Below are 23,857 nucleotides of genomic sequence, written 5' to 3' on the forward strand. Positions count from 1 at the left end.
GATCCCTGCCGTGCTGAGGTTCCTGGGCTCCCGGGCCCTGGTCAGCGCCGGCACCGCCCTGCTCGTGTTGATCTTCGTCTTCGTCGCCGCGCGGGTCACCGGCAACCCGTTCGACCTGATGTACCCGGACGGTTTGGAACCGGGACAGCTCGACCAGTACAACGCGAAGTACGGATTGGACCGCAGCTACCCGGAGCAGTTCCTGCTCTACCTGCGCAACGCGATCACGGGCGACTTCGGGATGGGCCTGGTGGAACGGCGCCCGGTGCCGGAGATCTTCTTCCCACGGCTGGCCGAGACGCTCAAGCTCGGCGTCTTCTCGCTGCTCTTCAGCGTGGTGGTCGGCGTCGGTGTCGGGATGCTGCTCGCGCTGTACCCGCGGCAGCCCCTGATCCGCGCCCTGGGCCACCTGATGTCGCTGCTCTACGCCGTGCCCGGCTTCGTGCTGTCGCTGGTGATGATCTTGACCTTCGGCTTCGTCCTGAACGCCTTGCCGACGCAGGGCGCGTCGACGCCGGCGCACTACCTGATGCCCGTGGTCTGCCTGTCGGTCGGCTCGATCGTCTCGCTCTCCCGGTACGTCGACAACAGCATGCGGGAGACATTGCACCGGGACTTCGTCGTCACCGCCATCAGCAAGGGCACCGGGCGCCGCTCCGTGGTCTGGCAGCACGTGTTCCCCAACACCGGCGTTCCGGTGATCACCCAGATCGGGATGATCGTCGTCGACATCCTGTCCGGGACGATGGTGATCGAGACGATCTTCTCCTGGCCCGGGATGGGCAATCTACTGGTCACGTCGGTGATCAACCGCGACTTCCCGGTGATCCAGTTCTCCGTGGTCACCGTGTCGATCATCGTCATCGCCCTCAACTATCTGCTGGACGTCGCCTACCTCCTGCTCGATCCGCGGATCGGCCGGACCCGAGGAGTCGCATGACCCTTCGACAGGCTCAGGGCACGGCTCGACAGGCTCAGGGCACCCTTCGACAGGCTCAGGGAACCCTTCGACAGGCTCAGGGAACGGTGCTGCGCCAGGTGAGGTCGATGACCGGCTGGACCAGGGTCTGCGCGGTCGCCTTGATCATCGTCGTGCTGGCCGCCCTGCTGGCCGGGGTGGTGTCGCCGTTCGACCCGGACCGCACCGTGCTGGCCAGCCGGAACGCGCTGCCGGTCTTCCTCGACCCGACCTCGGCCAATCTGCTCGGCGCCGACGGGATCGGCCGGGACACGTTGAGCCGGACGCTGCACGGCACCCGGACCAGTCTGCTGATCGCCGCGGTCGGCCTGATCGTCGGCAGCCTGGTCGGGCTCACCCTCGGCCTGACGGCCGGCTTCTTCGGCGGCGTCTGGGACCGGCTGGTGATGCTCGCGGTGAACTTCCAGCAGTCGGTCCCCCTGACCCTGTTGATCTTGGTCGGTCTGGTCATGTTCGGCCGCGGGATCGGCGTGCTGATGATCTTCATCGGCCTGGCCCGCTGGGAGACCTACGCGCGGGTGATCAGAGGACTGGTGCTGAGCGCGCGGGAGCAGCCGTTCGTGGACGCGGCCCGTTCCTACGGTGCGCCGCCGGTCCGGATCATCCTGCGGCACGTGCTGCCCAACACCGTCTCGTACTACATCGTCCTGATGGTGCTCAGCTTCCCGCCGGTGATGCTGCTCGAGTCGGCCCTGTCGTTCATCGGCATCGGCGTCCAGCCGCCGACGGCGACACTCGGCCAGATGATCGGCGAGGGCCGGACCTACCTGGCGACCAACCCGTGGTCCTCGATGGTGCCGAGCGCCGTGCTGGTGCTGATGGCCTACTGCGTGCACGTGATCGGGGAGTGGCTCCGCTCCCGGGTCCAGGTCAGATTCGCGGATCGGTAGGAGGATCGATGACTCTGTCCCTTTCCGAGCTGACGATCACCGTGCGCACCGACGGCGTGGAGCGGGTCCTGGTGGCCGACCTCGCGCTCGAGGTGGAGGAGTCCCGGACCACCGCCGTGGTCGGCGAGTCCGGCAGCGGCAAGTCGATCACCGCGTTGAGTGTGCTGGGCCTGCTGACCTCCTGGTACGCGGCCTCGGCGTTCTCGGTCAGCGGCCGGCTCGAGATCGACGGGGAGCCGGCCCACACGCTCGACCTGGCCAGGGCCCGGGACACCGACTTCGACGGGATCCGGGGCAGCGCCGTGTCGATGATCTTCCAGGACCCGTGGACCGCGCTCAACCCGATCCGCACGGTCGGCCGGCAGCTCGTCGAGTCGGTCCGCGCGCACAGTACGGTCACGGCGGCCGAGGCTCGCACCAGGGCGCTCGACCTGCTGGAGCGGGTCGGCATCCAGCACCCCGCCGAGCGGTACGACAGCTACCCGCACCAGCTCTCCGGCGGCCAGCTGCAACGGATCATGATCGCGATGGCTCTGGCCGGCCGGCCCCGGTTCCTGATCGCTGACGAGCCGACGACGGCGCTGGACGTGACCGTGCAGCGCGGCATCCTGCAGCTGCTGGACGAGTTGCGCGCCGACGGGCTCGGCATCCTGTTGATCACCCACGACCTCAGCGTGGTGGCCAACCATTCGGACCGGATCGCGGTGATGTACGACGGGGCGATCGTCGAGGCGGGCCGGTCCCGTGCCGTGATCGCCGACCCGCGGCACCCGTACACGCAACTGCTGATCAGTTCGGTGCCGACGCTCGACGTCGCGCCGGGCAGCCGGCTGGTCACCAAGGCCGACGTGCTGGCCGGCCGGTCGATCGATTCGCGGATCGGCAGGTTCGACCCGGCTCAGCGGACCGACGTCGAACTGGTCCGGATCGCCGATGATCACGTCGTGTCCCGGCGCTTCGTCGGAGGTCCGCGGTGAGCACTCCGCTGCTGGAGATCACGGACCTGACCGTCTCGTACCAGGTCGGCTCGAATCTGTTGCGCCGTGGTGGTTCCCGGCACCGGGACGTGGTCAAGGACGTCTCGCTCACGGTCGAACGGAACCAGATCCTCGGTCTCGTCGGCGAGTCCGGGTCCGGGAAGACGACGGTGGCCCGGACCGTGCTCGGGCTGACCGCCGCGCGCCGCGGCTCGGTGATCTTCGACGGCAGGGAACTGGTCGGCCGGACCGGGCTCTGCGCGAACCAGCCCCGGATCCAGATGGTCTTCCAGGACCCGAACAACTCGCTGGACCCGTCGATGACCGTCCGGCAGATCCTGGCCGAGCCGATGATCATCTCCCGGGTCGTCGCCCGGTCGGCGATCGAGGAGTTCAGTGCTGAGTTGCTGGCCACGATGGACCTGCCAGCGGATGCGCTGGACCGACGGCCGTACCAACTGTCCGGCGGCCAGCGGCAGCGGGTCGGACTGGCCCGGGCTCTGGCGACGAAGCCCGACCTGATCGTCGCCGACGAGTGCACCTCCGCCCTGGACGTGACCGTGCAGGCGCACGTGCTCAACCTGATGATGGGGCTGCGCGAGACCGCGGGCGTCTCATTCCTCTTCATCTCGCACAACCTCGGCGTGATCCGGCACGTGGCCGACCAGGTCGCGGTGATGCGGGACGGCTCGATCGTCGAGGCCGCACCGGCGGCCCGGCTCTTCTCGGCACCGCAGCACGAGTACACGCGGGAGTTGCTCGACTCGGTTCCCAGGTTCGGTTGATCATGAGTAAGGAGAACGAGATGACACGGCAGCCCTTCGCCGTCAACGGCCGGGAGTACCGGCCGCCGGCCGAGCCGGTGGTGGTGATCTGCGTGGACGGCAGCGAACCCGCGTACCACGAGCAGGCGCTCGCGGCGGGCCGGATGCCGTGGCTGGCCAAGGCGAGCCAGGACCGGCTCAGCAGCTGGCCCGCCCACTGCGCGATGCCCGCCCTGACCAACCCCAACAACGTCTCCATCGCGACCGGCCGGCCGCCTCGTGATCATGGCATCAGCGGCAACTACATCCTGGACCCGGACAGCGGGCAGGAGGTGCTGATGAACGACAAGGCGTTCCTCCGGATCCCGACGATCTTCGCGGCCGCGAACGCCGCCGGGTACGACGTCGCGGTGATCACCGCGAAGGACAAGCTGCGCCGGTTGCTCGGTGCCGGCCTGGTCGAGTCCGGGCCGTCGCTGGACGGCTCCGGCGGCGAGGACGTACCGGAATGGCGCGGGATCTGTTTCTCGGCGGAGAAGGCGGACCAGGCGACCGTCGCCGACAACGGGATCGGCCAGGTGCTCGACTACGTCGGTCGGCCGCTGCCCGCGGTCTACTCGGCCGATCTCAGCGAGTTCGTGCTGGCCGCCGGGGTACGCCTGCTGGCCGATCGCCGGCCGGACCTGCTCTACCTGTCGCTGACCGACTACATCCAGCACAAGCACGCGCCGGGCACCGACGTGGCGAACGACTTCTACGCCATGATCGACAACTACGCCGGCCAGCTGGACGCGCTGGGCGCGGTGGTCGTGATCACCGCCGACCACGGGATGAGCGCCAAGAGCGACCCGGCCGGAGCCCCGCGGGTGATCTACGTCGAGGAGGAGGCCAACCGGGTCCTGGACGGTGCCGCGGCCCGGGTGATCCTGCCGATCACCGACCCCTACACGGTGCACCACGGGGCGCTCGGCTCGTTCGCCAGCGTCTACCTGCCGGACGGCGCTGAGCCGGCGGTCGTCGGCAGCGCGCTGGCGCGGATCGACGGCGTCCAGGCGGTGCACACCCGGGCCGACGCCGCCGACCGCTACGCGCTGCCCCCGGACCGGATCGGCGATCTCGTCGTGCTCGCCGAGAAGGGGTACGCCCTCGGCCGCTACCCGGCCTGGCACGATCTCGGGCAGCTGGACGCGCCGCTGCGTTCCCACGGCGCGCTCGGCGAGCTCAACATCCCGTTCCTGATCAACCGCGACCTGCCCCGCCCGGCCGATCTCGAGCAGGACATCGCCGAGCCCGCCTGCGTGTACAACTACGACGCGTTCTGGGTGGCGACGACCGGGCTCACCGCGGGAGCCGATCATGCCGGCTGAACCCGTACCGGAACGGCTGCGGCGGAACCACATCGGCGGCGCGTGGACGGCGACCGAGCAGACCAGGACCAACGTCAACCCGGCCGACGTCGATGATCAGATCGGTGAGTTCGCCGAGTCCTCGGCCGCCGACGCGATCGCGGCGGTCGACGCGGCGTGGGCGGTCCGGAGCAGGTGGGAGGAGGCCGGCCCGATCGAGCGGGCGGCCGTGGTCCGGCGGGCCGCCCGGTTGATCGAGGCCGACGCCGACCTCTTCGCCGCCGCGATCACCCGGGAGCAGGGGAAGCGGCTCGGCGAGGCTCGCGGTGAGGTCGAGCGGGCGTTGGCGATCATGGAATTCATCGCCGGCGAGGGCCGGCGGCTGAACGGGATCACCACGCCCGCGGAGGAGCCACGCACCCTGGCGATGACGTTCCGGCGGCCGATCGGTGTGGTCGGCTTGATCACGCCGTGGAACTTCCCGCTGGCCATCCCGGTCTGGAAGGTGGCGCCGGCCCTGGTCGCGGGCTGCACCGCGATCCTCAAACCGTCTCCGCTGACCCCGCTCACCGCCGCGTTGCTGGTCGACGCCTTCCACCGCGCCGGCCTGCCCAGCGGCGTGCTCAACCTCGTCCAGGGCGACCGGGACCCGGGCGCGGCCCTGGTCGATGATCATCGCGTGGCCGGGATCTCGTTCACCGGCTCGCTGCCGGTCGGCCAGGCGATCAACGTGGCCGGTGCCGGACGGCTGCTGCGGACCCAGCTCGAGCTCGGCGGGAAGAACGCGGTGATCGTGCTCGCCGATGCCGACCTGAACGCGGCGGCCGCGGCGATCATCCACGGGGCGTTCGGGCAGAGCGGCCAGCGGTGCAGTGCGACCAGCCGGGTGATCGTCGACCGCAGCGTCAAGGACGAGCTGGTCGGTCGGGTGATGGCCCGGGCGGCCTCGCTGCGGGTCGGTCCGGGCGACGGCGACGGAGTCGAATTGGGTCCGGTGATCAACGAGGTCCGGCGGGACGCCTGCCTGGACGCGATCGAGCGGGCCACCGCCGCGGGTGCGACGATCCGCTGCGGCGGCGGACCGGCCCGGGTCGAGCGGGACGGCCGCGAACTGGCCGGCTTCTACGTCCGGCCGACCGTGCTCAGCGAGGTCGCCTGGGACAGCGAACTGGCCCAGGAGGAGATCTTCGGTCCGGTGCTCGCGGTGATCGACTGCGACGGCTTCGACGACGCGGTACGGATCTCGAACTCGGTCCGGTACGGCATGTCGGCGACGATCTTCACCGCCGACCAGGGGTCCATGTTCCAGGCCCTGAACGTGCTCGACGCCGGCATGCTGCACGTCAACCGTCCCGGTGTCGGCGCGTACGCCCACCTGCCGCACATGGGGGCGAAGGCCTCCCAGCTCGGCGCGCCGGAGTGCTCGCCGGACACCTGGGCCTTCTACACCGACCTCCGGTCGGCCTGCGTCAGCTATTGATGATCATGCCCGAGCCGGTACTGCCGGTGCTGCTGATCATGGTCGCGCTGGTGCTGGTGGTGCTGAGCGGGGCCAACGACGGCGGTGTGATGATCGCGCTGGGCCTGCGGTTCCCGGTGATCACGGCCGGGTGGCTGGTGCCGATCATCGCGATCGGCCTGGTCGTGGTGCCGCTGCTGCTCGGCACCGGCGTCGCGCGACCCTGGCCGACGGACTGGTGGACCGTACCGGGACGGGTGCGGGCTGGGTCTTCCTGGCCGGTGTCGCGGCCGGGCTGGCCGCTGTGCTGGTGCTGGGCCGGTTCGGCCTGCCGACCAGCCTGACCCTGGCCGTCGTGGGCGGACTCTCCGGCGCGGCGCTCGGGGCGGGAGCCGCCGTGTCCTGGCCCCAGGTCGGCCGGGTGCTGTTGATCGGTGCCGTGGCCCCGGTCGCCGGGCTGGTGCTCGGGACCCTGGCCGAGCGGGCTGCCCGACTGGCCCGGATCCGCGGGTCCGGCCGGCTGCTGCGCGGGCTGCAGGTGACCGGGTTCGTCACGCTGTGCTGCGCCTACGCGGCCAACGACGGGCAGAAGATGCTGGCCGTGATCGCGATCGCGCTGACGGCGCTCCCGAGGCCGATCGTGATCTTGGACGCGTCGGCCACCCTGCTCCGGGCGGGGCTGCTGGCCGGCTGCTCCGCGCTGTTCTGCACCGGCCTGCTCTGGCGGCTGCGCCGGGTCTCCACTCGGATCGGCTTCGGTCTGGCCCAGGTCCGGCCGATCGACGCGGTGGCCGCCGAACTGGCCGGAGCGACCGCGGTGCTGGCCAGTTCGGCGTTGGGCGCGCCGGTCAGCCTGACCCAGTCCCTGGCCGGTGGACTGGTCGGGGCGTCCGGAAGTGCCGGGGTACGCCGGGTCCGGTGGACCGCCGCCGCGCGGATCGGTGCCGCGTGGCTGGTCACGCTGCCTGCCAGCGCCGCCACGGCGATGATCATCGCACTGCCGCTGCGGTGGTTCCGATGATCATGGTCAGGCGGGTGCGCCGGCTGCTGGCCGACCTGTCCGGCCGGTCCGGGCAACGGGCGCTGGATCTGATCATCGCGCAGATCGACGTCGCGGTCCGGTCGGCCCGGCTGGCCGAGGCGGTCACCGCCGGTACCTCCTCGACAGCCGACGCGCGTTCGGCGATGAACGCGATCGAGCACGAGGGCGACGACTACCGGGCCGAACTGGTCCTGGTGCTCGGGCACGTGCTGGCGACCCGGATCGACCGGGAGGACCTCTACCGGGTGTCCCGCTCGGTGGACGACGTCGTGGACAACCTGCGCGACTTCGTCCGCGAGGGTGATCTCTACCAGCCGGTGTCGCTGGCCGGGGACGCGCCGCTGCTCACCGCGGTCGCCGAGGGTCTCGCCGACCTGCGCCGGGCCGTGCGGGCCCTGGCCGAGGAGCCCGGCCGGGTCGACCTGCACCTGGTCGCGGCCCGGAAGAGCGCCGGCGCGGTCCGGACCTCGTACCAGCGGCGGTTGGTCGACCTGTTCGCCGCCGACGACGTGGCCATGGAGTTGATCAAGAGGCGGGAGTTGTTGCGCAGGCTGGACGTCGTCGGGCTGCGGCTGATCGAGGCCGTGGACGCGTTGAGCGACGGTCTCCTGACGCGACACTTCTGAGGGGCTGGCCGCCCGTCCGCGGGAAGAGTGCGATCAGAGCGGCCAGCCTGCTTCGTGGCCGGTCCAGGGGGATCGGCCCCCGAAGTGGGACCGGGGGTGTCCCTGGCCCCAGTGTGACTCGAATGTGGCGGGAACGGAGCACCGACCCGTCACGATTGGATCACGCGGTGGCGAGTTCGGTCCGGGCGCCGAACGGAAGCCCGACGAACGGGTCCGGCTGGCCGGTCAGCCCGAGCACGTGGTGGACGTGGCCGGCGACGTCGGCCTGTTCCAAGATCAGCGGACCGCCGGTCGGCACCGCGCTGCCGCAGGCGGCGATCCAGGCGGTCCGTTCCTCCGGCGAATCGCCGCCGTGGCCGCCCTCGTCGACGTGCCCGTGGTCGGTGGCGACGATGATCAGCCAGTCCTCGGCGGCCCGGTCGGGCCGCTCGTCGACGGTGCGGAGCAGCGCGTCGAGCCGCCGGTCGGAGGCCTCGATGAACTCCCGGTAGCTGGCGCCGACGCCCTCGCGGTGCCCGGCCGTGTCCGGACCGTGCTGATAGACGAACGTGACCGAGCCGGGCTCGGACGCGAGTGAGGCCAGGTGGGCGGCAGCGAGGTCGGCGACCTGTTGATCACCCTCGTGCCAGTCCGCCGCGGTGTCGTCCTTGCCGCGGTGCCGGTCCGGTACGAAACCGCCGCCGGCGAAGATCGGGCCACCGCTGTGACCGCTGACCAACGGCTCCCAGTCCGCGGCCGCGAACGTCTGCAGCCCCGGGTACGCCCGCTCGGCCAGCGTGATGAAGTCGGGGTAGCGACCAAGATCATGATCGGTCAGGTCGTTGTCGAAGATCCGGTGCGTCGGCGGCAGGACCCCGGACACCATGGTGGACCAGCTGGGCCCGGAGATCGTCGGGCCGGCCGGGTTGACCTGCACCGACTGCAGGAAGCCGGCGGCGGCGACCTTGTCCAGCGCCGGGGTCTCCTGCTCGGCCAGAATGTCGAACCGGACCCCGTCGATGCCGACGAAGAGGACGTGCGGTCTGCTCATCGAAACGCCTTCCAGCGATGGAAATCGTCCATGATCGTAGCAACGCGGCACCGCACGATGATCGAAAAGTCCGATTCGCGGTCGTGATGTGCGGATAACCTGAGCCGATGAGACCGTACGTCGTCGCGATCATCGGGTCCGGGCCGTCGGGGATCTATGCCGCCGAGGCCCTCTGCCAGCAGACCGACGTGCCGGTCGCCGTCGCGGTGCTGGACCGGCTGCCGGTCCCGTTCGGTCTGGTCCGGTACGGCGTCGCCCCCGATCACCCGTCGATCCGGTCGATCCGCAACATCCTCGAGCGCACCCTGAGCCGTCCCGAGGTGCGGTTCTACGGCGACGTCTCGGTCGGCCGGGACCTGACCGTCGAGGAACTCCGCGCGTCGGTGGACGCGGTGATCTACGCGTACGGCGCGGCCGGCGACCGCCGGCTCGGCATTCCCGGCGAGGACCTGGACGGCAGTATCGCGGCCGCCGAACTGGTCGCCTGGTACTGCGGCCATCCGGACGTCCATCCCGACCTGGACCGGCCCGGCGCCGGCGAGCTCGATCAGGTGCCGGCCATCGACGCCGCCGCCGCGGCCCGGCTGGTCGGCAGCACCCGGTCCGCGGTCGTGGTCGGCGTCGGCAACGTGGCGCTCGACGTGGTGCGGATCCTGATCAGGCCCACCGCGGACCTGGCCCGGACCGACATGGCCGAGGAGGTACTGACCGCGCTGGAGGACCGGGCGGTGACCGACGTGCACGTGCTGGGCCGCCGCGGCCCGGCCCACACGTCCTTCACCACCAAGGAACTTCGCGAACTCGGCGACCTGGACGGCGTGGACATCGTGATCGACCCGTTCGATCATGATCTTGATCCGGCGGCGGTCGGCAAGGTGGCGTTGCGCAACCTCGGCGTGCTGTCCGAGTGGGCCGAGCGGGGCAGCAGCGGGGCCGACCGGCGGATCCACTTCCACTTCTGGACCCGGCCCGCGGCGCTGGTCGGCGACGGCCGGGTCGGCTCGGTGATCACGGAGCGGACCAAGATCGACTCCGCCGGTGCGCTGGTCGGCGACGGTCCGGGACCGGAGCTGCCGGCCGACCTGGTGGTCCGCTCGGTCGGCTACCGGGGCACCGCGCTGCCCGGCGTCCCGTACGACGAGGAGCAGGCCCGGGTGCCGCACGCGGAGGGCCGGGTGATCCGGGACGGCGCGTTCGCCACCGGCGAGTACGTCACCGGCTGGATCAAGCGCGGCCCGACCGGTGTGATCGGCACCAACAAGTCCGACGCGGTGGAGACCGTCACCTCACTGCTGTCCGACATCGCCGATGGCGAGCTGACGGCCGGCCACGATCCCGACGAACTCGGCCGGCTGCTGGCCGGCCGCGGGATCACCCCGCTCGGGATGGGCGACTGGCGCCGGATCGACGCCGCCGAGATCGCCCGCGGCCAGAGCCAGGGCCGCGACCGAGCCACCCTCGCCCACCGCTCCGCCCTGCTCGCCGCCGCCGAGCACGAGGAACGTGCCTGAAGAATTCGGGGGCCGCAGTTTTTCACGTTAACGTGAAAAACTGGCACTTTCCATGCGTTACATCTCGTGCAAAGTGCCAGATTCTGACGGGTCGTGGGTCAGCTGGTGAAGGTGAGCCAGAGGACCAGGCCCGCGAGCACGGTGTCCAGCACCATGCAGAATTCCGCCATCGAGCGGACCACGACGCGGTCCTTGCGGTGGTGGTACGCGTCCCAGCCGGCATGGGCGAGCAGGCCCGCGGCGACCAGGATCGCCGAGACGGTCGGGTCGAGCCGGGCGGCGATCAGGGCCAGGCCGGCCAAGATCACCATCGCGACCAGTTGCAACGGCAGGCCGTGCAGGGGCTTGCCGCGGCCGCGGGCGAAACCGTACCCGATCAACAGGACGGCGAGGGCGATCATGATCAACGACGGGTCGAAGGCCGGGACCAGGAAGCCGACCGAGATCAGCACGAAGCTGACTCCGAAGATCGGCCAGGCCGACCAGCGCAGGCCCAGCGCGGCGGAGCCGAGATACACCAGTGCCGAGGCGGTGACGACGGCTGCGGCATCGGCGTGCCGGAGCCACAGCGCGACGGCGGTGAGGACGGCGACGGCCAGGCCGGCGAAGGCCGGCCAGCGGTCGCGCAAAGCGGTGACGACGGTGCTCACCCTGTCTTTATACCCTAGGGGGGTACCGTACGTCCAGGGTACGGCTCAGCGGGCACCGCGGAGCAGTTCGAGTTGGTCGTCGATCGGTGGATCCTGGCCCTGATCGGCCGCGGCGGCGACGACGAACCGGCCCAGCCGGCTCAGGCAGTCGGACTTCTCGCGCGGCCGGAAGCCCTCCACGCAGACGGTCCGGTCGGCCCTGGTGCCGGGGTGCTCCCGGACCTCGTGGCCGTGCTCGCTCCTGGTGCTCAGTCGCCGCTCCAGCACGGCCGCCGCGGCGTCGGCGTCGGTGTAGGCGGCGACCTCGTACCGGCCGTCGAAATAGACCTCCAGCCCGTCACCGCGCAGGTCGGCGGGCACGGCGCGCCGGCGCTCCGGGTCGGAGTCGACGATCACCTGGCGGTCCCGCCAGTTGCCGCTGCTGATCACCGGGATGTCGTCGGCCCGATCGAACAGCGTGGGCGGTACGGGCTCGTCCTCGAGTCCGGCCGCGGTGCCGACCGCCTCGGCGAGCGTGGCGGTCGCCGGCTCGACGTACTGCTTGGCCTGCTCCGGGGTGCCGCAGGACACCGAGACCGTCACCGCGGTCCGGGTACCCACCGCGGCCAGGCCGTGGATCGAGACGTTCCGGCCGCGGCCGGAGGAGCAGGCTCCGACGCGCTGGATCAGCTGAGCCCCGGCCGCGCCGTCGAGCTTCGGCTCGTCGAGGACGGTGGAGGAGCCGCGGGTCGACTGGCCGTAGGTCAGCAGCGCCGCGTCCCGCTGGTCCGTACCGGTGAAGAGCTCGACCGCGACCGACAGACTGGCCCGGTCCGCGGCGCTCGGCACGGTGTCGGAACGGTACGTCGACACCCGCGCGATCCGGCCCGCCGGCGGCTGCGGTCGCTCGCGGTCGAAGATCCGGGCCTGATCGTCGAACGCGTAGTCCACCTCGAACCGGGCGTCCTCGAGCGAGGGTGCGGTCGCCAGCCGGTCCCGGATCAGTCCGGCGGTCGCGTAGCTGAACAGCTTCGGGTCCTCGCCGACGGTGACCGGGGCCAGGCGCTGGCCGGCCGACCAGGGCGGTGGGTTCACCAGTGGCGGCGACCAGCCGATCAGGCCGAGGGTGACGGCCAGGATCCCGGCCAGGCAGCCGGCGATCACGACGCAGCTGCCGACGATGATCAGGACGCGTTTCACCGGACCGGTCCGGGCGGGTCGGGGGCGAGGGTGCCGTCGGGGGCGATGTGCTCGAAGATCTGCTGCACCATGGTCAGGACGTGCGGGTCGTCGACCGTGTAGATCTGCCGCCGGCCCTGGCGCTCGGCCCGGATGATCCCGGCCAGCCGGAGCTTGCTCAGGTGCTGGCTCGCGGTCGCGATGGTCACCCCGACCCGCTCGGACAGCGTGCCCACGTCGTATTCGCCGGCGGCGGCCAGGGCCACGAGATGCAGCCGGACCGGCGCGGACAGCAGCGCGAACGTCCGCGCCGCGACCTCGAGCTGGGCGTGGGTCGGGTCGGGGATCATGGCTGCATTGTGCCCGGCCGCGGGGCAGCGCCGTGACCAGCCTCACGCCGATTTGACACTTCCTCACTTGCGTAACTGTCAAAGTGTCGCAAGGATGGTCACGTGCTTCGAACGCTGCGCCCGGTCCTGATCTGCCTGGCGATCGCCCTGCCGGCCCTGATCGCCCGGGTCTCCGGGCTCCACCTCGCGCCGGCGCTCGGCCTGGTCGTCTTCGGCGCCGGCGTGGTGGCCGCCGCGTTCGTCCTGGCCTGGGCCGCGGAGGCCGCCGAGGTGGACATCTCGGGCGGGCTGGCCGTCGCCGTGCTGGCGGTGATCGCGGTGTTGCCCGAGTATGCGGTCGACCTCTACTTCGCGTTCACGGCCGGCAGTCGGCCGGAGTACGTCCAGTTCGCCGCCGCCAACATGACCGGGTCCAACCGGCTGCTGCTCGGGCTCGGCTGGAGTGTCGTGGTGCTGGTGTCGTTGATCATCGCGAGCCGCCGGTCCGGGCAGACGGTCCGGGAGCTGGTGATCGAGTCCCGCTACCGGCTGGAGCTCGGCTTCCTGATGATCGCCTCACTGCTGGCGTTGATCATCCCCGTGACCGGGCAGATCCACCTGATCCTCGGCATCGGCATGCTCGCCCTGTTCACGTACTACCTGCTCCGGGTCGCCCGCACCGAGGACGAGGGCGAGCCCGAGCTGGTCGGCCCGGCCGCCCGGATCGGTGCGCTGCCGGCCCGGCTCCGCCGCCCGCTGGTGGTGATCATGTTCGTCGGCGCCGCGGTGATGATCATTGCCTGCGCCGAGCCGTTCGCCGAGTCGCTGGTGTCCGGCGGCCGGTCGCTCGGCATCGACGAGTTCCTGCTGGTGCAATGGCTGGCGCCGCTGTCGTCGGAGGCGCCCGAGTTCATCGTGGCGATCATGTTCGCGATCCGCGGCAAGGCGTCGATGGCGATCGGGACCTTGATCAGCGCCAAGGTGAACCAGTGGACGCTGCTGATCGGCAGCCTGCCGGTGGCGTACCTGATCGGTGGCGGCGGGCCGTCGCTGCAACTGGACGCCCGGCAGGTCGAGGAGTTCTCGCTGACGATCGCGCAGACCCTGCTCGGCATCGCGATCCTGCTCACGCTGCGGTTCCACCGGCTGGCCGCACTCGCCCTGCTGGGACTCTTCGCGGTCCAGTTCGCGGTGCCCGGCACCGAAGGCCGGTACGTGATCACCGCCGTCTACGCCGTGATCGCGCTGGTGCTGATGATCATCCACCGGCGCCGGCTGGTGCCGACACTGACCGCGCCGTTCCGCAGCCTGCGCTCGCTCACGGAGCCGGCGGCGTCACCAGACGGTTCATCAGACCGGCCAGGGTCCGTGCCGGATCATCGGTGACACCCGCGTGCACCGGTGACGGCTGCACCACCGTGCTGCGTGGCGCGGTCAGGATGCCGAACCGGTAGAGCAGGCCGTCGTTCTCCCGGGCGCTGCCGGCCGGTTCGGCGCACCGCAGCTCGATCGCCTCGGCCGACCGGCGGACCGCGTCCAGGTCGACGCCGGGATCGAGGGCCCGCAGCCGGGCCTCCTCGATCGCGACGTCGGCGGCCAGGAAGTCCAGGTCCTGGCAGTAGACGATCACTCCGATGTTGACGAACTCGCCCCGCTCCACCCGGGGCACCGCCCGGATCGTCGCGTAGCTGTAGCCGTACCTCATCGAAGCCACCGATCGGCCGCCTCGAGCCGTGCCGCGAGGTAGTCCCGGTAGGCGGCCCGGGCCGTCGCCGGGTCGGGCGGGGCGGCTGGATCGGGGCGCTCCGGATCGGGCAGCAGCCACGCATCCGGTACGTCGGCGATCACCGCATCGAGGGCCGCGGCGTCGAACCGGCCGGCCAGTCGATCATGGGCCTCGCGCGGCCGGGCTCGGCCGGACAGCACATGATCACCGTAGTTGTACGGAGACTCGGCGAAGGCCTGCGGCCGGCCCCAGGCGTGGTGGAAGCGCAGGCAGGCGCCGTGGTCGATCGCCCACAACTGCCGGTGCCAGACCAGCAGGTTGGTGTTCCGCAGGCTGCGGTCGACGTTCGCCGTCCAGGCGTCCAGCCAGACCAGGGTGGAGGCCGTCTCGCGGTCCACGTCGAAGGTGCGGTCGTAGCCGACCGAGCCGGGCAGGTAGTCCACCGCGAGGTTCACCCCGACGCTGGCCTTGATCAGCTGCTGGATCTCCTCGTCCGGTTCGGTCCGGCCGACCTCGGCGGCCACCTCGATCAGGGCGAGCTCGGGCGTGTGCAGGCCGGCCCGCCGGGCCAGCCCGGCGACGATGATCTCGGCGACCAGGGCCTTGACACCCTGGCCGGCGCCGGTGAACTTCACCACGTACGTGCCCAGGTCGTCGGCCTCCATGATCCCCGGCAGGGACCCGCCCTCGCGGAGCGGCGTCAGGTACGCAGTGGCGGTGATCCGTGGCAACACGTCCGCCAGCGTAGTGGGACCGGTGCGCGGCGCCGATTCATTTACGGACGTGGGAATCCGTGGCCGGAGGGTTCCGGCGGCCTCCCGGTCGTGCCTACGCTGATCCGGTGCAGCCACTGACGCTCGGTGACGAGACCTTCCTGATCATGATCGAGGTCGGTGGCGACGAGCCGCCGGCGATCACCGCGGTGCAGCGGGACGGGCACCGGCTGACCCTGGCCCGGCCCCGGCCGCTGGTCGAGGTGCTCACCCTGGCCGACGGGCATCACAATCCGAGCCCGCGAATGATCCGGACCTCGGTCGGCGCTGGGCTGCGCCATCGCGGTCATGATCATTCCGACGACGGGTCCGCGCTGCGACTCGACGTCGCCGGACCGGACGGGCTGGCCGCCGAGGTGGAGCTGCGGACCCGGCCCGGCGTCGCGGCGCTCACTGGCGTGATCACCGTACGCAACGAGGGCGCGGAACCGGCCTGGCTGACGGCCGTGCCGTCGCTGAGCATCGGGTTGTCCGGGCGGCTGGACGAGGACGAGCTGACGCCGGACCGGCTGGACCTCGTCTCCGGGGCCTCCGACTGGCTGGCCGAGTTCCGGTGGACCCGGGAGCCGCTGCGCGACCGGCTGGTGGTGCTCGAGTCGGCCGGGCATCCGGTGCCCGGCAAGGGAGCGGCGGGGCAGCGGTCGGTCGGCAGCTGGTCCACCGGCGCCGACCTGCCGACCGCGGGCGTCGTGGCCGACGACGGCGGCTGGGCCTGGCTCTGGCAGGTCGAGCACAACGGCGGTTGGCGCTGGGAACTCGGCGATGATCAGGGCGGGGTGTCGCTGACCGCCGGCGGCCCGACCGAGGCCGATCACCACTGGGTGCAGCGGCTGGATCCGGGCGCCGAGTTCCGTACCGTGCCGACGACGATCGCCGCCGGCCTCGGCTTCGACGACGCCGTCGATCAGCTGACCCGGCACCGCCGCGCGACCCGCCGTGATCATCCGGACCGAGGCCGGCTGACGCTGATCTACAACGACTACATGAACACGCTGTCCGGCGATCCGACGACGGAGAAGCTGCTGCCCTTGATCGACGGTGCCGCCGACGTGGGCGCCGAGGCGTTCTGCATCGACGCCGGCTGGTACGCCGAGGACGGCAACTGGTGGGACACGGTGGGCGAGTGGCTGCCGTCGACCGGCCGGTTCCCCGACGGTGGCCTGGCCGCTGTGCTGGACCGGATCCGGGACCGCGGGATGATCCCCGGCGTCTGGCTGGAACCCGAGGTGATCGGCGTCCGCAGCCCGATGGTCGACCGGCTGCCGGCGGAGGCCTTCTTCAGCCGTCACGGCGTCCGCATCCGGGAGGCCGGCCGCTACCACCTCGACCTGCGCCACCCGGCCGTCCGTGATCATCTCGACGCGACCGTGGACCGGCTGGTCGGCGAGCTGGGTATCGGGATGTTCAAGTTCGACTACAACATCAACCCCGGCGCCGGCACCGACCTGGACGCCGACAGCGCCGGGGCCGGGCTGCTGGCCCACAACCGGGCCCACCTGGACTGGTTGGACGGCCTGTTCGACCGGCACCCCGAGTTGATCATCGAGAACTGCGGCTCCGGCGCGATGCGCTGCGACGACGCGATGCTGTCCCGGCTGCAGCTGCAGTCGACCAGTGATCAACAAGACGTCGCCCGCTACGTGCCGATCGCGGCCGCGGCCCCGCTGCAACTGCTGCCCGAGCAGGCCGGCTCCTGGGCCTACCCGGCCGACTGGATGGGGCTCGAGGAGACCGCCGCGACCCTGCAGGCCGGCCTGCTCGGCCGGCTCTACCTGTCCGGCCACCTGAACCGGCTCAGCGACCAACAGCTCACCCTCGTCCGCGACGCGGTCCGGGCTCACCGGGGGATCCGCACCAAGATCAGCAACGCCGCGCCGAGCTGGCCGCTGGGCCTGCCGGGCTGGGACGACCCGGTGACCGCGCTGCGGCTGACCGGCCCGGACGAGTCGCTGCTCACGGTCTGGCAGCGGGGACCGGAGGGTGCCGAGGTGATCATCCCGCTGACCCGCCCGGCCCGGGACTGCACGGTGATCTTCCCGACCACGCTCGCACCGTGGCCGGCCGAACTGATCAACGACGGCCGCGCCCTCCGCCTCGGCACCGGCCCGGGCCCCGTCGCTGCCCGTACCTTCCGGCTGGGGCACTGAGCACACGATTCTCAAAACTTCGTCATGCGTACGGAATTATCCTGATTCTCGAGGCGTTGAGATCAACGACCGACCCGCCGATCAGGAGGAATCACGCTTGCGCCAACTCGAACGACTCGTCGACCTCGGCGTCCCGGCACTGGCCGGACTCAGCGTGGAGGCGTTCCGCGCACTCGGCCGGGGGCTGCCCGACCGGGCGGACGCGGTCCTGGCCGTGCATCCGTCGCTGGTCCCGGCCAGCGCCCTCGCGCCGCTGCTGTCCCGGGACGGCAAGCCGGGCTTCGTGGTGGAGGACCTGACCGATCTGGGCCGGTTCGTCCCGATCCCGACGGTCGAGGTCCCGGACCGGCCGCTGTATCTGGTCACCGGGCCGGACCGGGGCGACGACCTGCTCAACTGGAGCCCGGACGAGGCGCTGCCGGAACTCACCGGCCGCGGCCGGACGCCGTTCACGATCAGTGAGGGGATCAGCTGGCTGCTGCAGCGGCCGGACCGGCTGGAACCGAACCGCTGCTTCATGTGCATCGGCTCCCGGACCAGCAACGCCCGGGGCAGGCTCGATGCGCGCACACCGGCGATCTGGATCAGCGGCGGCACCGGCCGGGACGGCAGGGAGCGGAGGAACGCGCCCAAGGTCGGCTGGTGCTGGGCCGGCAACCGGCACACCTGGCTCGGCTTCGGCTCGGCCACGGGCCGGCTTGCCGGATGATCAGCGAGGGTTCGCGGCCGCGTAGAAGTCCAGGGCGGTGGCCAGCACGGCGCGCGCGGTCCGGGCGTCGGCCCGCTCCGGGCGGGTGCCGTCCCGGAGCGCGGTGATCATCAGGTCGACGCTGTCGGAGCCGTCGTCGGGCAGCCTCCGGTACGTCCACGGCTCGTCGCCGGTCGCGTGGCCGAGCAGGCCCAGTGCGCTGTCGTACCAGAGCGAGCCGAGGCTGCCGACCAGCTGGGCCCGGCTGCTGAACACGCCCGGTGCCGCGAGCCAGGAGTCCTCGACGCTGACCACGGCTCCGCTCTCCAGGGTCAGTACGGCATGCCCGAAGTCCTCCACCCGGAGCTCCGGGTGCGCGATCCTGCCGACCGTGCCGGTGATCGAGGCGACCGGACTGTCGAACAGCCAGGCGATCCGGTCCAGCTGATAGACGGCATGATCGAGCCAGCCGCCGCCGGGCACCCGGTCCGGGTCGACCCACCAGCCGCCGTCGGCCGGGCCGTCGATCCAGCCGCGGGGGAGCGAGGAGGTCAGCTCGAAGCTGCCGCTGCGCAGTTCGCCGAGCCGGCCGGAGCGCACCCAGTCCGCCAGTGTCCGGGCCAGCGGTGAGGTGCGCCGGGCCTCGTACGGGACGAAGATCACGCCGGCCGCCTCGACGGCTTCGATGATCGAATCCGCCTCGGCCAGGGTCATCGCCAGCGGCTTCACCGAGATGATGTGCTTGCCGGCCGCGGCGGCCGCCCGGCACAGTTCCGGGTTGCGGTCGACGCTGGTGAAGATCGCCACCACCTCGATCGCCGGATCCTCCAGCACCAGGGCGGGATCGGTGCCGACGGCGGCCTCCCCGGCGATCACCTTCGCATGATCGACATCGGCGTCGACGACCGCGACCAGCCGGGTCGCCGGGTCGGCCGTCACCTGCCGGGCCAGCGGCAGCGCCGAGTACCAGTGATCGACGCCGATGATCCCGAAGCCGTACGTCATCGGTCCACCCCTGGCACGGCGAAGGTGGTGTGCAGGTCGACGATCCGGCCCTCGCGGGCCGAGGTCTCGACCGCGAGCATGATCTCCAGGGCGTGCCGGGCATGATCGGCACCGAGCTCGTTCGGGGCGCCGGCCAGCACGATCTCGGCGAGATGGCCGACGATGACCGCGCGGCCGGTCTTCGCCGAGGCGTCGGCGGCCAGCGGCCAGGACGGGTCGATCCAGCCGTCGACTCCGGGCAGCAGGTCGGTCTTGAACACCTCGAACTCGGGCCCGCCCGGCACCCCGAGATTGATCACGCCGCGGCGGCCGAAGATCTCCAGCCGCGGGCTGCGGCTCGCGTGCAGGTTGTAGTTCCCGTCGACCACCGCGTACGCGGACCCGCCGAAATCCAACAGGAACAGGGTGTTGTCGTCGGCCGTGACCTCGATCTCCAGCCCGGCGAACGGCCCGCCGCGGACCACCCGGACCGGATCGGTGATCCCGGAGAACGCCACTACCCGCTTGGCCGGCCCGAGGATCCCGGTGATCTGGTGGATCCCGTACACGCCCATGTCGAGCAGCGGCCCCGAGCCGCGCTGGTAGAACCAGGTCGGATCCGACGGCCAGCCGCCGGGTCCGCCGCCCGGTCCCTGGTGCGAGCTGTGCACCCGGGCGAACGCGACCCGGCCGATCTCGCCGGCCGCGACCAGATCCCGGGCCCGCTTGATCGGTGCCCGCAGCAGGTCCGGCGGGGCGCTGACGATCACCTTGCCGCGGCTCTCGGCGAGCATGATCAACTCGTCGGCCTCGGCCAGCGTCGCCGCGATCGGCTTCTCGGTGACCAGGTGCAGGTCGTGCTCCAGGACCACCTTCGAGGTCGCGTAGTGCACCGGGATCGGGGTCAGGTTGACCACCGCGTCCAGGTCGCCGGCGGCGACCAGCTCCTCGACCGTGGTGTGCACGCGCGGGATGCCGTACCGCGCGGCGACCTCGGTCGCCCGGTCATGATCGACATCGGCGATGGCGATCACGTCGATGGTGTCCTCGTAATGGTGCAGGTTGGGCAGCACGCCGTACGAGGCGACGGCGATGCCACCGGCCCCGAGGATGCCCACCCGCAGCGGACCGCTCGCCTCGATCATCGGATCCCTTCCCTCGTCGGACCCGCTCATTGTCGGACGGGACCCGTGACAGGGGCCAGGTGGGATCCGAAGAATGGGCTTCGCAAGATCAACGGACTGAGCTCGAGGGAGAGACATGAACCGACCGTCCTTCGGAGTCGGCCTGATCGGCGCCGGCTTCATCGCCCACTTCCATGTCCGCTCGTTCCAGCAGGTGCGCGGGGCGGAGATCGTCGCGGTCGGCTCGCGGACCCTGGCCAGCGCGCGCACGGTCGCCGCCGAGGCGGAGGCGCTGGCTGTCGGGACCGACGTCGCCGCCTACGACGACATCGCCGCCCTGGTACGGGATCCGCGGGTGCAGGCGGTCTGGGTGCTCACTCCGAACGACACCCGGGTCGAGGTGATCGACACCATCTGCGCCGAGGTCGTCTCCGGCCGGGCCGAGCTGACCGGGATCGCGATCGAGAAGCCGCTGGGCCGCAACCTGGCCGAGGCCCGGGCGGTCGCCGAGGCGGTGGAACGGGCCGGCCTGCTGCACGCGTACCTGGAGAACCAGGTCTACGCGCCGCGGCTGGTCCGGACCCGGGACCTGGTCTGGGCCCGGGGCGCCGGCCCGTCCGGCTCGCCCTACCTGGCCCGGTGCGCCGAGGAGCACTCCGGGCCGCACTCGGCCTGGTTCTGGGACTCGGAGGCGCAGGGCGGCGGCGCGCTGAACGACATGATGTGCCACTCGTTGGAGGCCGGCCGGTTCCTGCTGACGCCGCCGGGGACCGACCCGGACACCTGGCTGACTCCGGTCAGTGTCACCGCGACCATCGCGTCGCTGCGCTGGGGCCGGGATCACTACGCGGCGATCCTGGAGCAGCGGTTCCCGGGCGTCCAGGACTACCGGGAGACGCCGGCCGAGGACTACGCCAGCGCCACCTACACGTTCCGCAACGGCGACGGCGAGCCGGTGATCGTCGAGGCCACCACCTCCTGGAGCTTCACCGGGGCCGGCCTGCGGCTCTCGTACGAACTCCTCGGGCCGGAGTACTCGCTGAACACGCACTCGCTGAACGGCGACGCCGAGGTGTTCTTCTCCCGGGACCTGCCGCAGCAGGCGGGGGAGGACCTGCTGGAGAAGCAGCTCGCCGAGCAGGGCACGATGCCGGTGATCGCCGACGAGCCGCACGCGTACGGCTATGTGGCCGAGAACAGCGAGGTCAGCGGGGCCTTCGCCACCGGCCGGCAGCCGCTGGAGTCGCTGCGCAGCGGGGTCAGCGTGACCGAGCTGCTGATGGCCGCCTACTATGCGGCCGAGCACGCCGAGGTGGTCAGGTTCCCGCTCGATCTGTCCGGCTACGTGCCGGCGGTGGCCCGGCGGGCCTGGCGGCCGAGACGCGACGGCTGAGGGGTGCGGGGCCCGGTTTGACCCCCTTCCCGCTGGCCGAGTATCTTTGACCCTCGGTGCGCTCCCCGCATGCGGTGGGTTGCGCCCGCTCGGCATCGGCGGCCCGGAACCCCGGCGCCATCCAGTCAAGGCTTCGACGAGAGTAGGTTCAGGCGTGTACGCGATCGTGCGCAGTGGCGGCCGCCAGCACAAGGTAGCTGTTGGCGACGTCCTCGAAATCGACCGGATCAGCGATGAGGCCGGCGCCAGCGTGCAGCTGCAGCCCATCCTGCTGGTCGACGGCGAGTCCGTGACGTCGGACAAGGCAGCGCTGGAGGCGGCTTCGGTCACCGCAGAGGTGCTGGACGAGACCAAGGGTCCGAAGATCCGCATCCTGAAGTTCAAGAACAAGACCGGGTACCGCAAGCGCCAGGGCCACCGGCAGCGGTACACCAAGGTCAAGGTCACCGGCATCGAGAGCTGAGGTAGAGACATGGCACACAAGAAGGGCGCATCCTCGACCCGCAACGGTCGCGACTCCAACGCCCAGCGCCTCGGCGTGAAGCGGTTCGGCGGCCAGCTGGTCGGCGCCGGCGAGATCATCGTCCGGCAGCGCGGCACCCACTTCCACCCGGGCGACGGCGTCGGCCGCGGTAGCGACGACACCCTGTTCGCGCTGGTTCCGGGGACGGTGCAGTTCGGCACCCGCCGCGGCCGTCGCGTGATCAACATCGCTCCGGCCGAGAAGGTCTCGGCCTGAGCGGCGCCAACGCGCCAACCACGAGGGTGGCCGGGGACGAACCTCCCCGCGCCACCCTTTTCCTTTGCTGCAACGTGTGAGAAGAGGCCCGTCATGGCGATTCCGAGTTTCGTCGATCGGGTCACCCTGCACGTGTACGGGGGCAAGGGCGGCAACGGCTGCGCCTCGGTGCACCGGGAGAAGTTCAAGCCGCTCGGCGGACCGGACGGCGGCAACGGCGGCGACGGCGGCTCGGTCATTCTGCGGGTCGACTCCAGCCTGACCACCCTGGTCGACTACTACCGCGAATCGCACCGGCGGGCCCGCAACGGCGTGCCCGGCCGGGGTGATCACGCGAACGGTGCGGTCGGCGGCGACGTCGTGCTGACCGTCCCGCGCGGCACCGTGGTCACCGACGCCGACTCGGGCGAGCAGCTGGCCGACCTGACCCGGGACGGCGCCGAGCTGGTTGTCGCCCAGGGCGGCCGCGGCGGCCTCGGCAACGCCGCGCTGGCCTCGGCGGCCCGCAAGGCTCCCGGGTTCGCGCTGCTCGGCGAGGAGGGCGAGACCCGGCGGATCACCCTCGAGCTGAAGCTGGTCGCCGACATCGGCCTGGTCGGGTACCCGAGCGCCGGCAAGTCGTCGCTGATCGCGGCCATCTCGCGGGCCCGGCCGAAGATCGCCGACTACCCGTTCACCACGCTGGTGCCCAACCTCGGCGTGGTGGTGGCCGGCGACGTGACGTACACCGTGGCCGATGTGCCCGGCCTGATCGAGGGCGCCAGCGAGGGCCGCGGGCTCGGGCTGGAGTTCCTCCGGCACATCGAGCGCTGCGCGGCGATCGTGCACGTGATCGACTGCGCGACGTTCGAGCCGGGGCGGGACCCGCTGACCGACCTGGACGTGATCGAGGCCGAGCTGACCGCGCACGGCGGGCTGGCCGACCGGCCCCGGATGGTGGCGTTGAACAAGATCGACATCCCGGACGCCGCCGAGCTGGCCGACCTGGTCGCGGCCGATCTGGAGGCGCGGGGCCTGCGGGTCTTCCGGGTCTCCACCAAGAGCGGCGCGGGGTTGCGCGAGCTGACGTACGCGATGGCGGAGCTGGCCGCCCAGCGAGCCGCCGAGCCGGAGCCGGAACCGGCCCGGCCGGTGCTCCGGCCCAAGCCGGTCGGCGGGGTCCCGGACTTCACCATCGTCCGCGAGGGCGAGCTGTGGCGGGTCCGCGGCGAGAAGCCGGAGCGCTGGGTGCGGCAGACCGACTTCGGCAACGCGGAGGCGGTCGGGTATCTGGCCGATCGGCTGAACCGGGTCGGCATCGAGACCAAGCTGCTGGAGCTCGGCGCCGAGCCGGGCGACGGGGTCGCGATCGGCGGCGAGGACGCGGTCGTGTTCGACTTCGCGCCGCAGATCGACGTCGGCGCCGAGATCCTCAGCCGGCGCGGCGAGGACAACCGATTCGTCGAGGAACGGCCGGCGGCCCAGCGGCGGCGGGCCAAGGACGAGGCGTACCACCGGGCGAAGGCGGAGGAGGAGAACTCCG

At 71.4% G+C, this 23,857-nt stretch carries 24 protein-coding genes and 1 pseudogene; 17 read left to right on the forward strand and 8 right to left on the reverse strand.

What is annotated here, in order from left to right; all coding sequences use genetic code 11:
• Window positions 1-10: 10 nt before the first annotated feature.
• From AC6CCG_RS09160 to AC6CCG_RS09200, 9 genes are all read left to right on the forward strand, one after another.
• Complete coding sequence (locus tag AC6CCG_RS09160) at window positions 11-940, forward strand: ABC transporter permease (protein ID WP_496654184.1); 930 nt, start codon at window positions 11-13, stop codon at window positions 938-940.
• A 107-nt stretch (window positions 941-1,047) separates the two neighbouring features.
• Window positions 1,048-1,869 carry an ABC transporter permease gene (locus AC6CCG_RS09165; protein WP_496654185.1) on the forward strand — a complete coding sequence of 274 codons (822 nt, stop codon included), beginning with the start codon at window positions 1,048-1,050 and terminating at the stop codon, window positions 1,867-1,869.
• A gap of 8 nt (window positions 1,870-1,877) precedes the next feature.
• Complete coding sequence (locus AC6CCG_RS09170; protein WP_496654186.1) at window positions 1,878-2,846, forward strand: ABC transporter ATP-binding protein; 969 nt, start codon at window positions 1,878-1,880, stop codon at window positions 2,844-2,846.
• Entirely contained in the window at window positions 2,843-3,631 is a 789-nt protein-coding gene (locus AC6CCG_RS09175; protein ID WP_496654187.1) for an ATP-binding cassette domain-containing protein, read from the forward strand. Before AC6CCG_RS09170 ends, AC6CCG_RS09175 begins: the two co-directional genes overlap by 4 nt.
• A 20-nt stretch (window positions 3,632-3,651) precedes the next feature.
• Window positions 3,652-4,977, forward strand: a complete 1,326-nt coding sequence (phnA, locus tag AC6CCG_RS09180; RefSeq protein WP_496654188.1) for a phosphonoacetate hydrolase — start codon at window positions 3,652-3,654, stop codon at window positions 4,975-4,977.
• Window positions 4,967-6,436, forward strand: coding sequence for an aldehyde dehydrogenase family protein (locus AC6CCG_RS09185; RefSeq protein WP_496654189.1), 1,470 nt, complete (start codon window positions 4,967-4,969; stop codon window positions 6,434-6,436). The genes phnA and AC6CCG_RS09185 overlap by 11 nt, the downstream gene beginning before the upstream one ends.
• A 5-nt stretch (window positions 6,437-6,441) precedes the next feature.
• The gene (locus tag AC6CCG_RS09190; protein WP_496654190.1) at window positions 6,442-6,759 is read left to right on the forward strand and encodes a hypothetical protein; all 318 of its coding nucleotides are present in this window, start codon (window positions 6,442-6,444) and stop codon (window positions 6,757-6,759) included.
• Window positions 6,654-7,436 (forward strand): inorganic phosphate transporter, encoded by a 783-nt coding sequence (locus AC6CCG_RS09195; RefSeq protein ID WP_496654191.1) that lies wholly within the window; start codon window positions 6,654-6,656, stop codon window positions 7,434-7,436. Before AC6CCG_RS09190 ends, AC6CCG_RS09195 begins: the two co-directional genes overlap by 106 nt.
• Window positions 7,433-8,083, forward strand: coding sequence for a DUF47 domain-containing protein (locus tag AC6CCG_RS09200; RefSeq protein ID WP_496654192.1), 651 nt, complete (start codon window positions 7,433-7,435; stop codon window positions 8,081-8,083). The genes AC6CCG_RS09195 and AC6CCG_RS09200 overlap by 4 nt, the downstream gene beginning before the upstream one ends.
• A 160-nt stretch (window positions 8,084-8,243) precedes the next feature.
• Here AC6CCG_RS09200 and AC6CCG_RS09205 read toward each other — a convergent pair whose 3' ends face one another.
• Window positions 8,244-9,113 carry an alkaline phosphatase family protein gene (locus AC6CCG_RS09205; RefSeq protein ID WP_496654193.1) on the reverse strand — a complete coding sequence of 290 codons (870 nt, stop codon included), beginning with the start codon at window positions 9,111-9,113 and terminating at the stop codon, window positions 8,244-8,246.
• A 107-nt stretch (window positions 9,114-9,220) separates the two neighbouring features.
• Here AC6CCG_RS09205 and AC6CCG_RS09210 point away from each other — a divergent pair, with 107 nt between their 5' ends.
• Window positions 9,221-10,624 carry an FAD-dependent oxidoreductase gene (locus tag AC6CCG_RS09210; protein WP_496654194.1) on the forward strand — a complete coding sequence of 468 codons (1,404 nt, stop codon included), beginning with the start codon at window positions 9,221-9,223 and terminating at the stop codon, window positions 10,622-10,624.
• 98 nt (window positions 10,625-10,722) lie between these two features.
• Here the strand turns inward: AC6CCG_RS09210 and AC6CCG_RS09215 are convergent, their stop codons facing one another.
• The 3 genes from AC6CCG_RS09215 to AC6CCG_RS09225 are packed head-to-tail and all read right to left on the reverse strand — an operon-like array spanning window position 10,723 to window position 12,782.
• Complete coding sequence (locus tag AC6CCG_RS09215) at window positions 10,723-11,274, reverse strand: hypothetical protein (protein ID WP_496654195.1); 552 nt, start codon at window positions 11,272-11,274, stop codon at window positions 10,723-10,725.
• A gap of 45 nt (window positions 11,275-11,319) precedes the next feature.
• On the reverse strand, window positions 11,320-12,453 hold the full coding sequence (locus AC6CCG_RS09220; protein WP_496654196.1) for a hypothetical protein: 1,134 nt from the start codon (window positions 12,451-12,453) through the stop codon (window positions 11,320-11,322).
• Window positions 12,450-12,782, reverse strand: a complete 333-nt coding sequence (locus AC6CCG_RS09225; protein ID WP_377490979.1) for an ArsR/SmtB family transcription factor — start codon at window positions 12,780-12,782, stop codon at window positions 12,450-12,452. The genes AC6CCG_RS09220 and AC6CCG_RS09225 overlap by 4 nt, the downstream gene beginning before the upstream one ends.
• A 102-nt stretch (window positions 12,783-12,884) precedes the next feature.
• Between AC6CCG_RS09225 and AC6CCG_RS09230 the strand changes: the two genes are divergently transcribed.
• Entirely contained in the window at window positions 12,885-14,147 is a 1,263-nt protein-coding gene (locus AC6CCG_RS09230; RefSeq protein WP_496654197.1) for a calcium:cation antiporter family protein, read from the forward strand.
• Here AC6CCG_RS09230 and AC6CCG_RS09235 read toward each other — a convergent pair.
• Together AC6CCG_RS09235 and AC6CCG_RS09240 are read right to left on the reverse strand one after the other, a co-directional pair.
• Window positions 14,080-14,466 (reverse strand): DUF3037 domain-containing protein, encoded by a 387-nt coding sequence (locus tag AC6CCG_RS09235; protein ID WP_496654198.1) that lies wholly within the window; start codon window positions 14,464-14,466, stop codon window positions 14,080-14,082. The genes AC6CCG_RS09230 and AC6CCG_RS09235 overlap by 68 nt on opposite strands.
• Entirely contained in the window at window positions 14,463-15,221 is a 759-nt protein-coding gene (locus tag AC6CCG_RS09240; protein WP_496654199.1) for a HipA family kinase, read from the reverse strand. Before AC6CCG_RS09240 ends, AC6CCG_RS09235 begins: the two co-directional genes overlap by 4 nt.
• A gap of 107 nt (window positions 15,222-15,328) precedes the next feature.
• Between AC6CCG_RS09240 and AC6CCG_RS09245 the strand changes: the two genes are divergently transcribed.
• Both AC6CCG_RS09245 and AC6CCG_RS09250 read left to right on the forward strand, forming a co-directional pair.
• Window positions 15,329-17,407, forward strand: a complete 2,079-nt coding sequence (locus tag AC6CCG_RS09245; protein WP_496654200.1) for a glycoside hydrolase family 36 protein — start codon at window positions 15,329-15,331, stop codon at window positions 17,405-17,407.
• Window positions 17,408-17,504: 97 nt separating this feature from the next.
• Complete coding sequence (locus tag AC6CCG_RS09250; protein WP_496654201.1) at window positions 17,505-18,116, forward strand: DUF5701 family protein; 612 nt, start codon at window positions 17,505-17,507, stop codon at window positions 18,114-18,116.
• Here AC6CCG_RS09250 and AC6CCG_RS09255 read toward each other — a convergent pair whose 3' ends face one another.
• Window positions 18,117-19,100 (reverse strand): Gfo/Idh/MocA family protein, encoded by a 984-nt coding sequence (locus AC6CCG_RS09255; protein WP_496654202.1) that lies wholly within the window; start codon window positions 19,098-19,100, stop codon window positions 18,117-18,119.
• Window positions 19,097-20,224 (reverse strand): Gfo/Idh/MocA family protein, encoded by a 1,128-nt coding sequence (locus tag AC6CCG_RS09260; protein ID WP_496654203.1) that lies wholly within the window; start codon window positions 20,222-20,224, stop codon window positions 19,097-19,099. The genes AC6CCG_RS09255 and AC6CCG_RS09260 overlap by 4 nt, the downstream gene beginning before the upstream one ends.
• Before the next feature lie 115 nt (window positions 20,225-20,339).
• Between AC6CCG_RS09260 and AC6CCG_RS09265 the strand changes: the two genes are divergently transcribed.
• The 4 genes and pseudogenes from AC6CCG_RS09265 to obgE all read left to right on the forward strand — a co-directional run.
• Window positions 20,340-21,596: a Gfo/Idh/MocA family protein gene (locus AC6CCG_RS09265; protein WP_496654204.1), complete on the forward strand. Its 1,257-nt coding sequence runs from the start codon at window positions 20,340-20,342 to the stop codon at window positions 21,594-21,596.
• 154 nt (window positions 21,597-21,750) lie between these two features.
• Window positions 21,751-22,059: a 50S ribosomal protein L21 gene (gene rplU / locus AC6CCG_RS09270; RefSeq protein ID WP_496654205.1), complete on the forward strand. Its 309-nt coding sequence runs from the start codon at window positions 21,751-21,753 to the stop codon at window positions 22,057-22,059.
• A gap of 9 nt (window positions 22,060-22,068) precedes the next feature.
• The gene (gene rpmA / locus AC6CCG_RS09275) at window positions 22,069-22,335 is read left to right on the forward strand and encodes a 50S ribosomal protein L27 (protein WP_496654206.1); all 267 of its coding nucleotides are present in this window, start codon (window positions 22,069-22,071) and stop codon (window positions 22,333-22,335) included.
• Window positions 22,336-22,428: 93 nt separating this feature from the next.
• Window positions 22,429-23,844, forward strand: a pseudogene (gene obgE, locus AC6CCG_RS09280) (GTPase ObgE); the annotation flags it as partial.
• Window positions 23,845-23,857: the final 13 nt, after the last annotated feature.

The sequence above is a fragment of the Microlunatus sp. YIM B11417 genome (assembly GCF_059617205.1).

Bases quoted from the DNA above. Each gene is read 5' to 3' on its own strand.
- rpmA (WP_496654206.1), top strand. From the start codon at position 22,069: ATGGCACACAAGAAGGGCGCATCCTCGACCCGCAACGGTCGCGACTCC.
- AC6CCG_RS09200 (WP_496654192.1), top strand. From the start codon at position 7,433: ATGATCATGGTCAGGCGGGTGCGCCGGCTGCTGGCCGACCTGTCCGGC.
- AC6CCG_RS09235 (WP_496654198.1), bottom strand. From the start codon at position 14,466: ATGAGGTACGGCTACAGCTACGCGACGATCCGGGCGGTGCCCCGGGTG.
- AC6CCG_RS09255 (WP_496654202.1), bottom strand. From the start codon at position 19,100: ATGACGTACGGCTTCGGGATCATCGGCGTCGATCACTGGTACTCGGCG.
- AC6CCG_RS09260 (WP_496654203.1), bottom strand. From the start codon at position 20,224: ATGATCGAGGCGAGCGGTCCGCTGCGGGTGGGCATCCTCGGGGCCGGT.
- AC6CCG_RS09265 (WP_496654204.1), top strand. From the start codon at position 20,340: ATGAACCGACCGTCCTTCGGAGTCGGCCTGATCGGCGCCGGCTTCATC.
- AC6CCG_RS09190 (WP_496654190.1), top strand. From the start codon at position 6,442: ATGCCCGAGCCGGTACTGCCGGTGCTGCTGATCATGGTCGCGCTGGTG.
- AC6CCG_RS09185 (WP_496654189.1), top strand. From the start codon at position 4,967: ATGCCGGCTGAACCCGTACCGGAACGGCTGCGGCGGAACCACATCGGC.
- AC6CCG_RS09205 (WP_496654193.1), bottom strand. From the start codon at position 9,113: ATGAGCAGACCGCACGTCCTCTTCGTCGGCATCGACGGGGTCCGGTTC.
- AC6CCG_RS09225 (WP_377490979.1), bottom strand. From the start codon at position 12,782: ATGATCCCCGACCCGACCCACGCCCAGCTCGAGGTCGCGGCGCGGACG.
- AC6CCG_RS09170 (WP_496654186.1), top strand. From the start codon at position 1,878: ATGACTCTGTCCCTTTCCGAGCTGACGATCACCGTGCGCACCGACGGC.
- AC6CCG_RS09165 (WP_496654185.1), top strand. From the start codon at position 1,048: ATGACCGGCTGGACCAGGGTCTGCGCGGTCGCCTTGATCATCGTCGTG.
- AC6CCG_RS09210 (WP_496654194.1), top strand. From the start codon at position 9,221: ATGAGACCGTACGTCGTCGCGATCATCGGGTCCGGGCCGTCGGGGATC.
- phnA (WP_496654188.1), top strand. From the start codon at position 3,652: ATGACACGGCAGCCCTTCGCCGTCAACGGCCGGGAGTACCGGCCGCCG.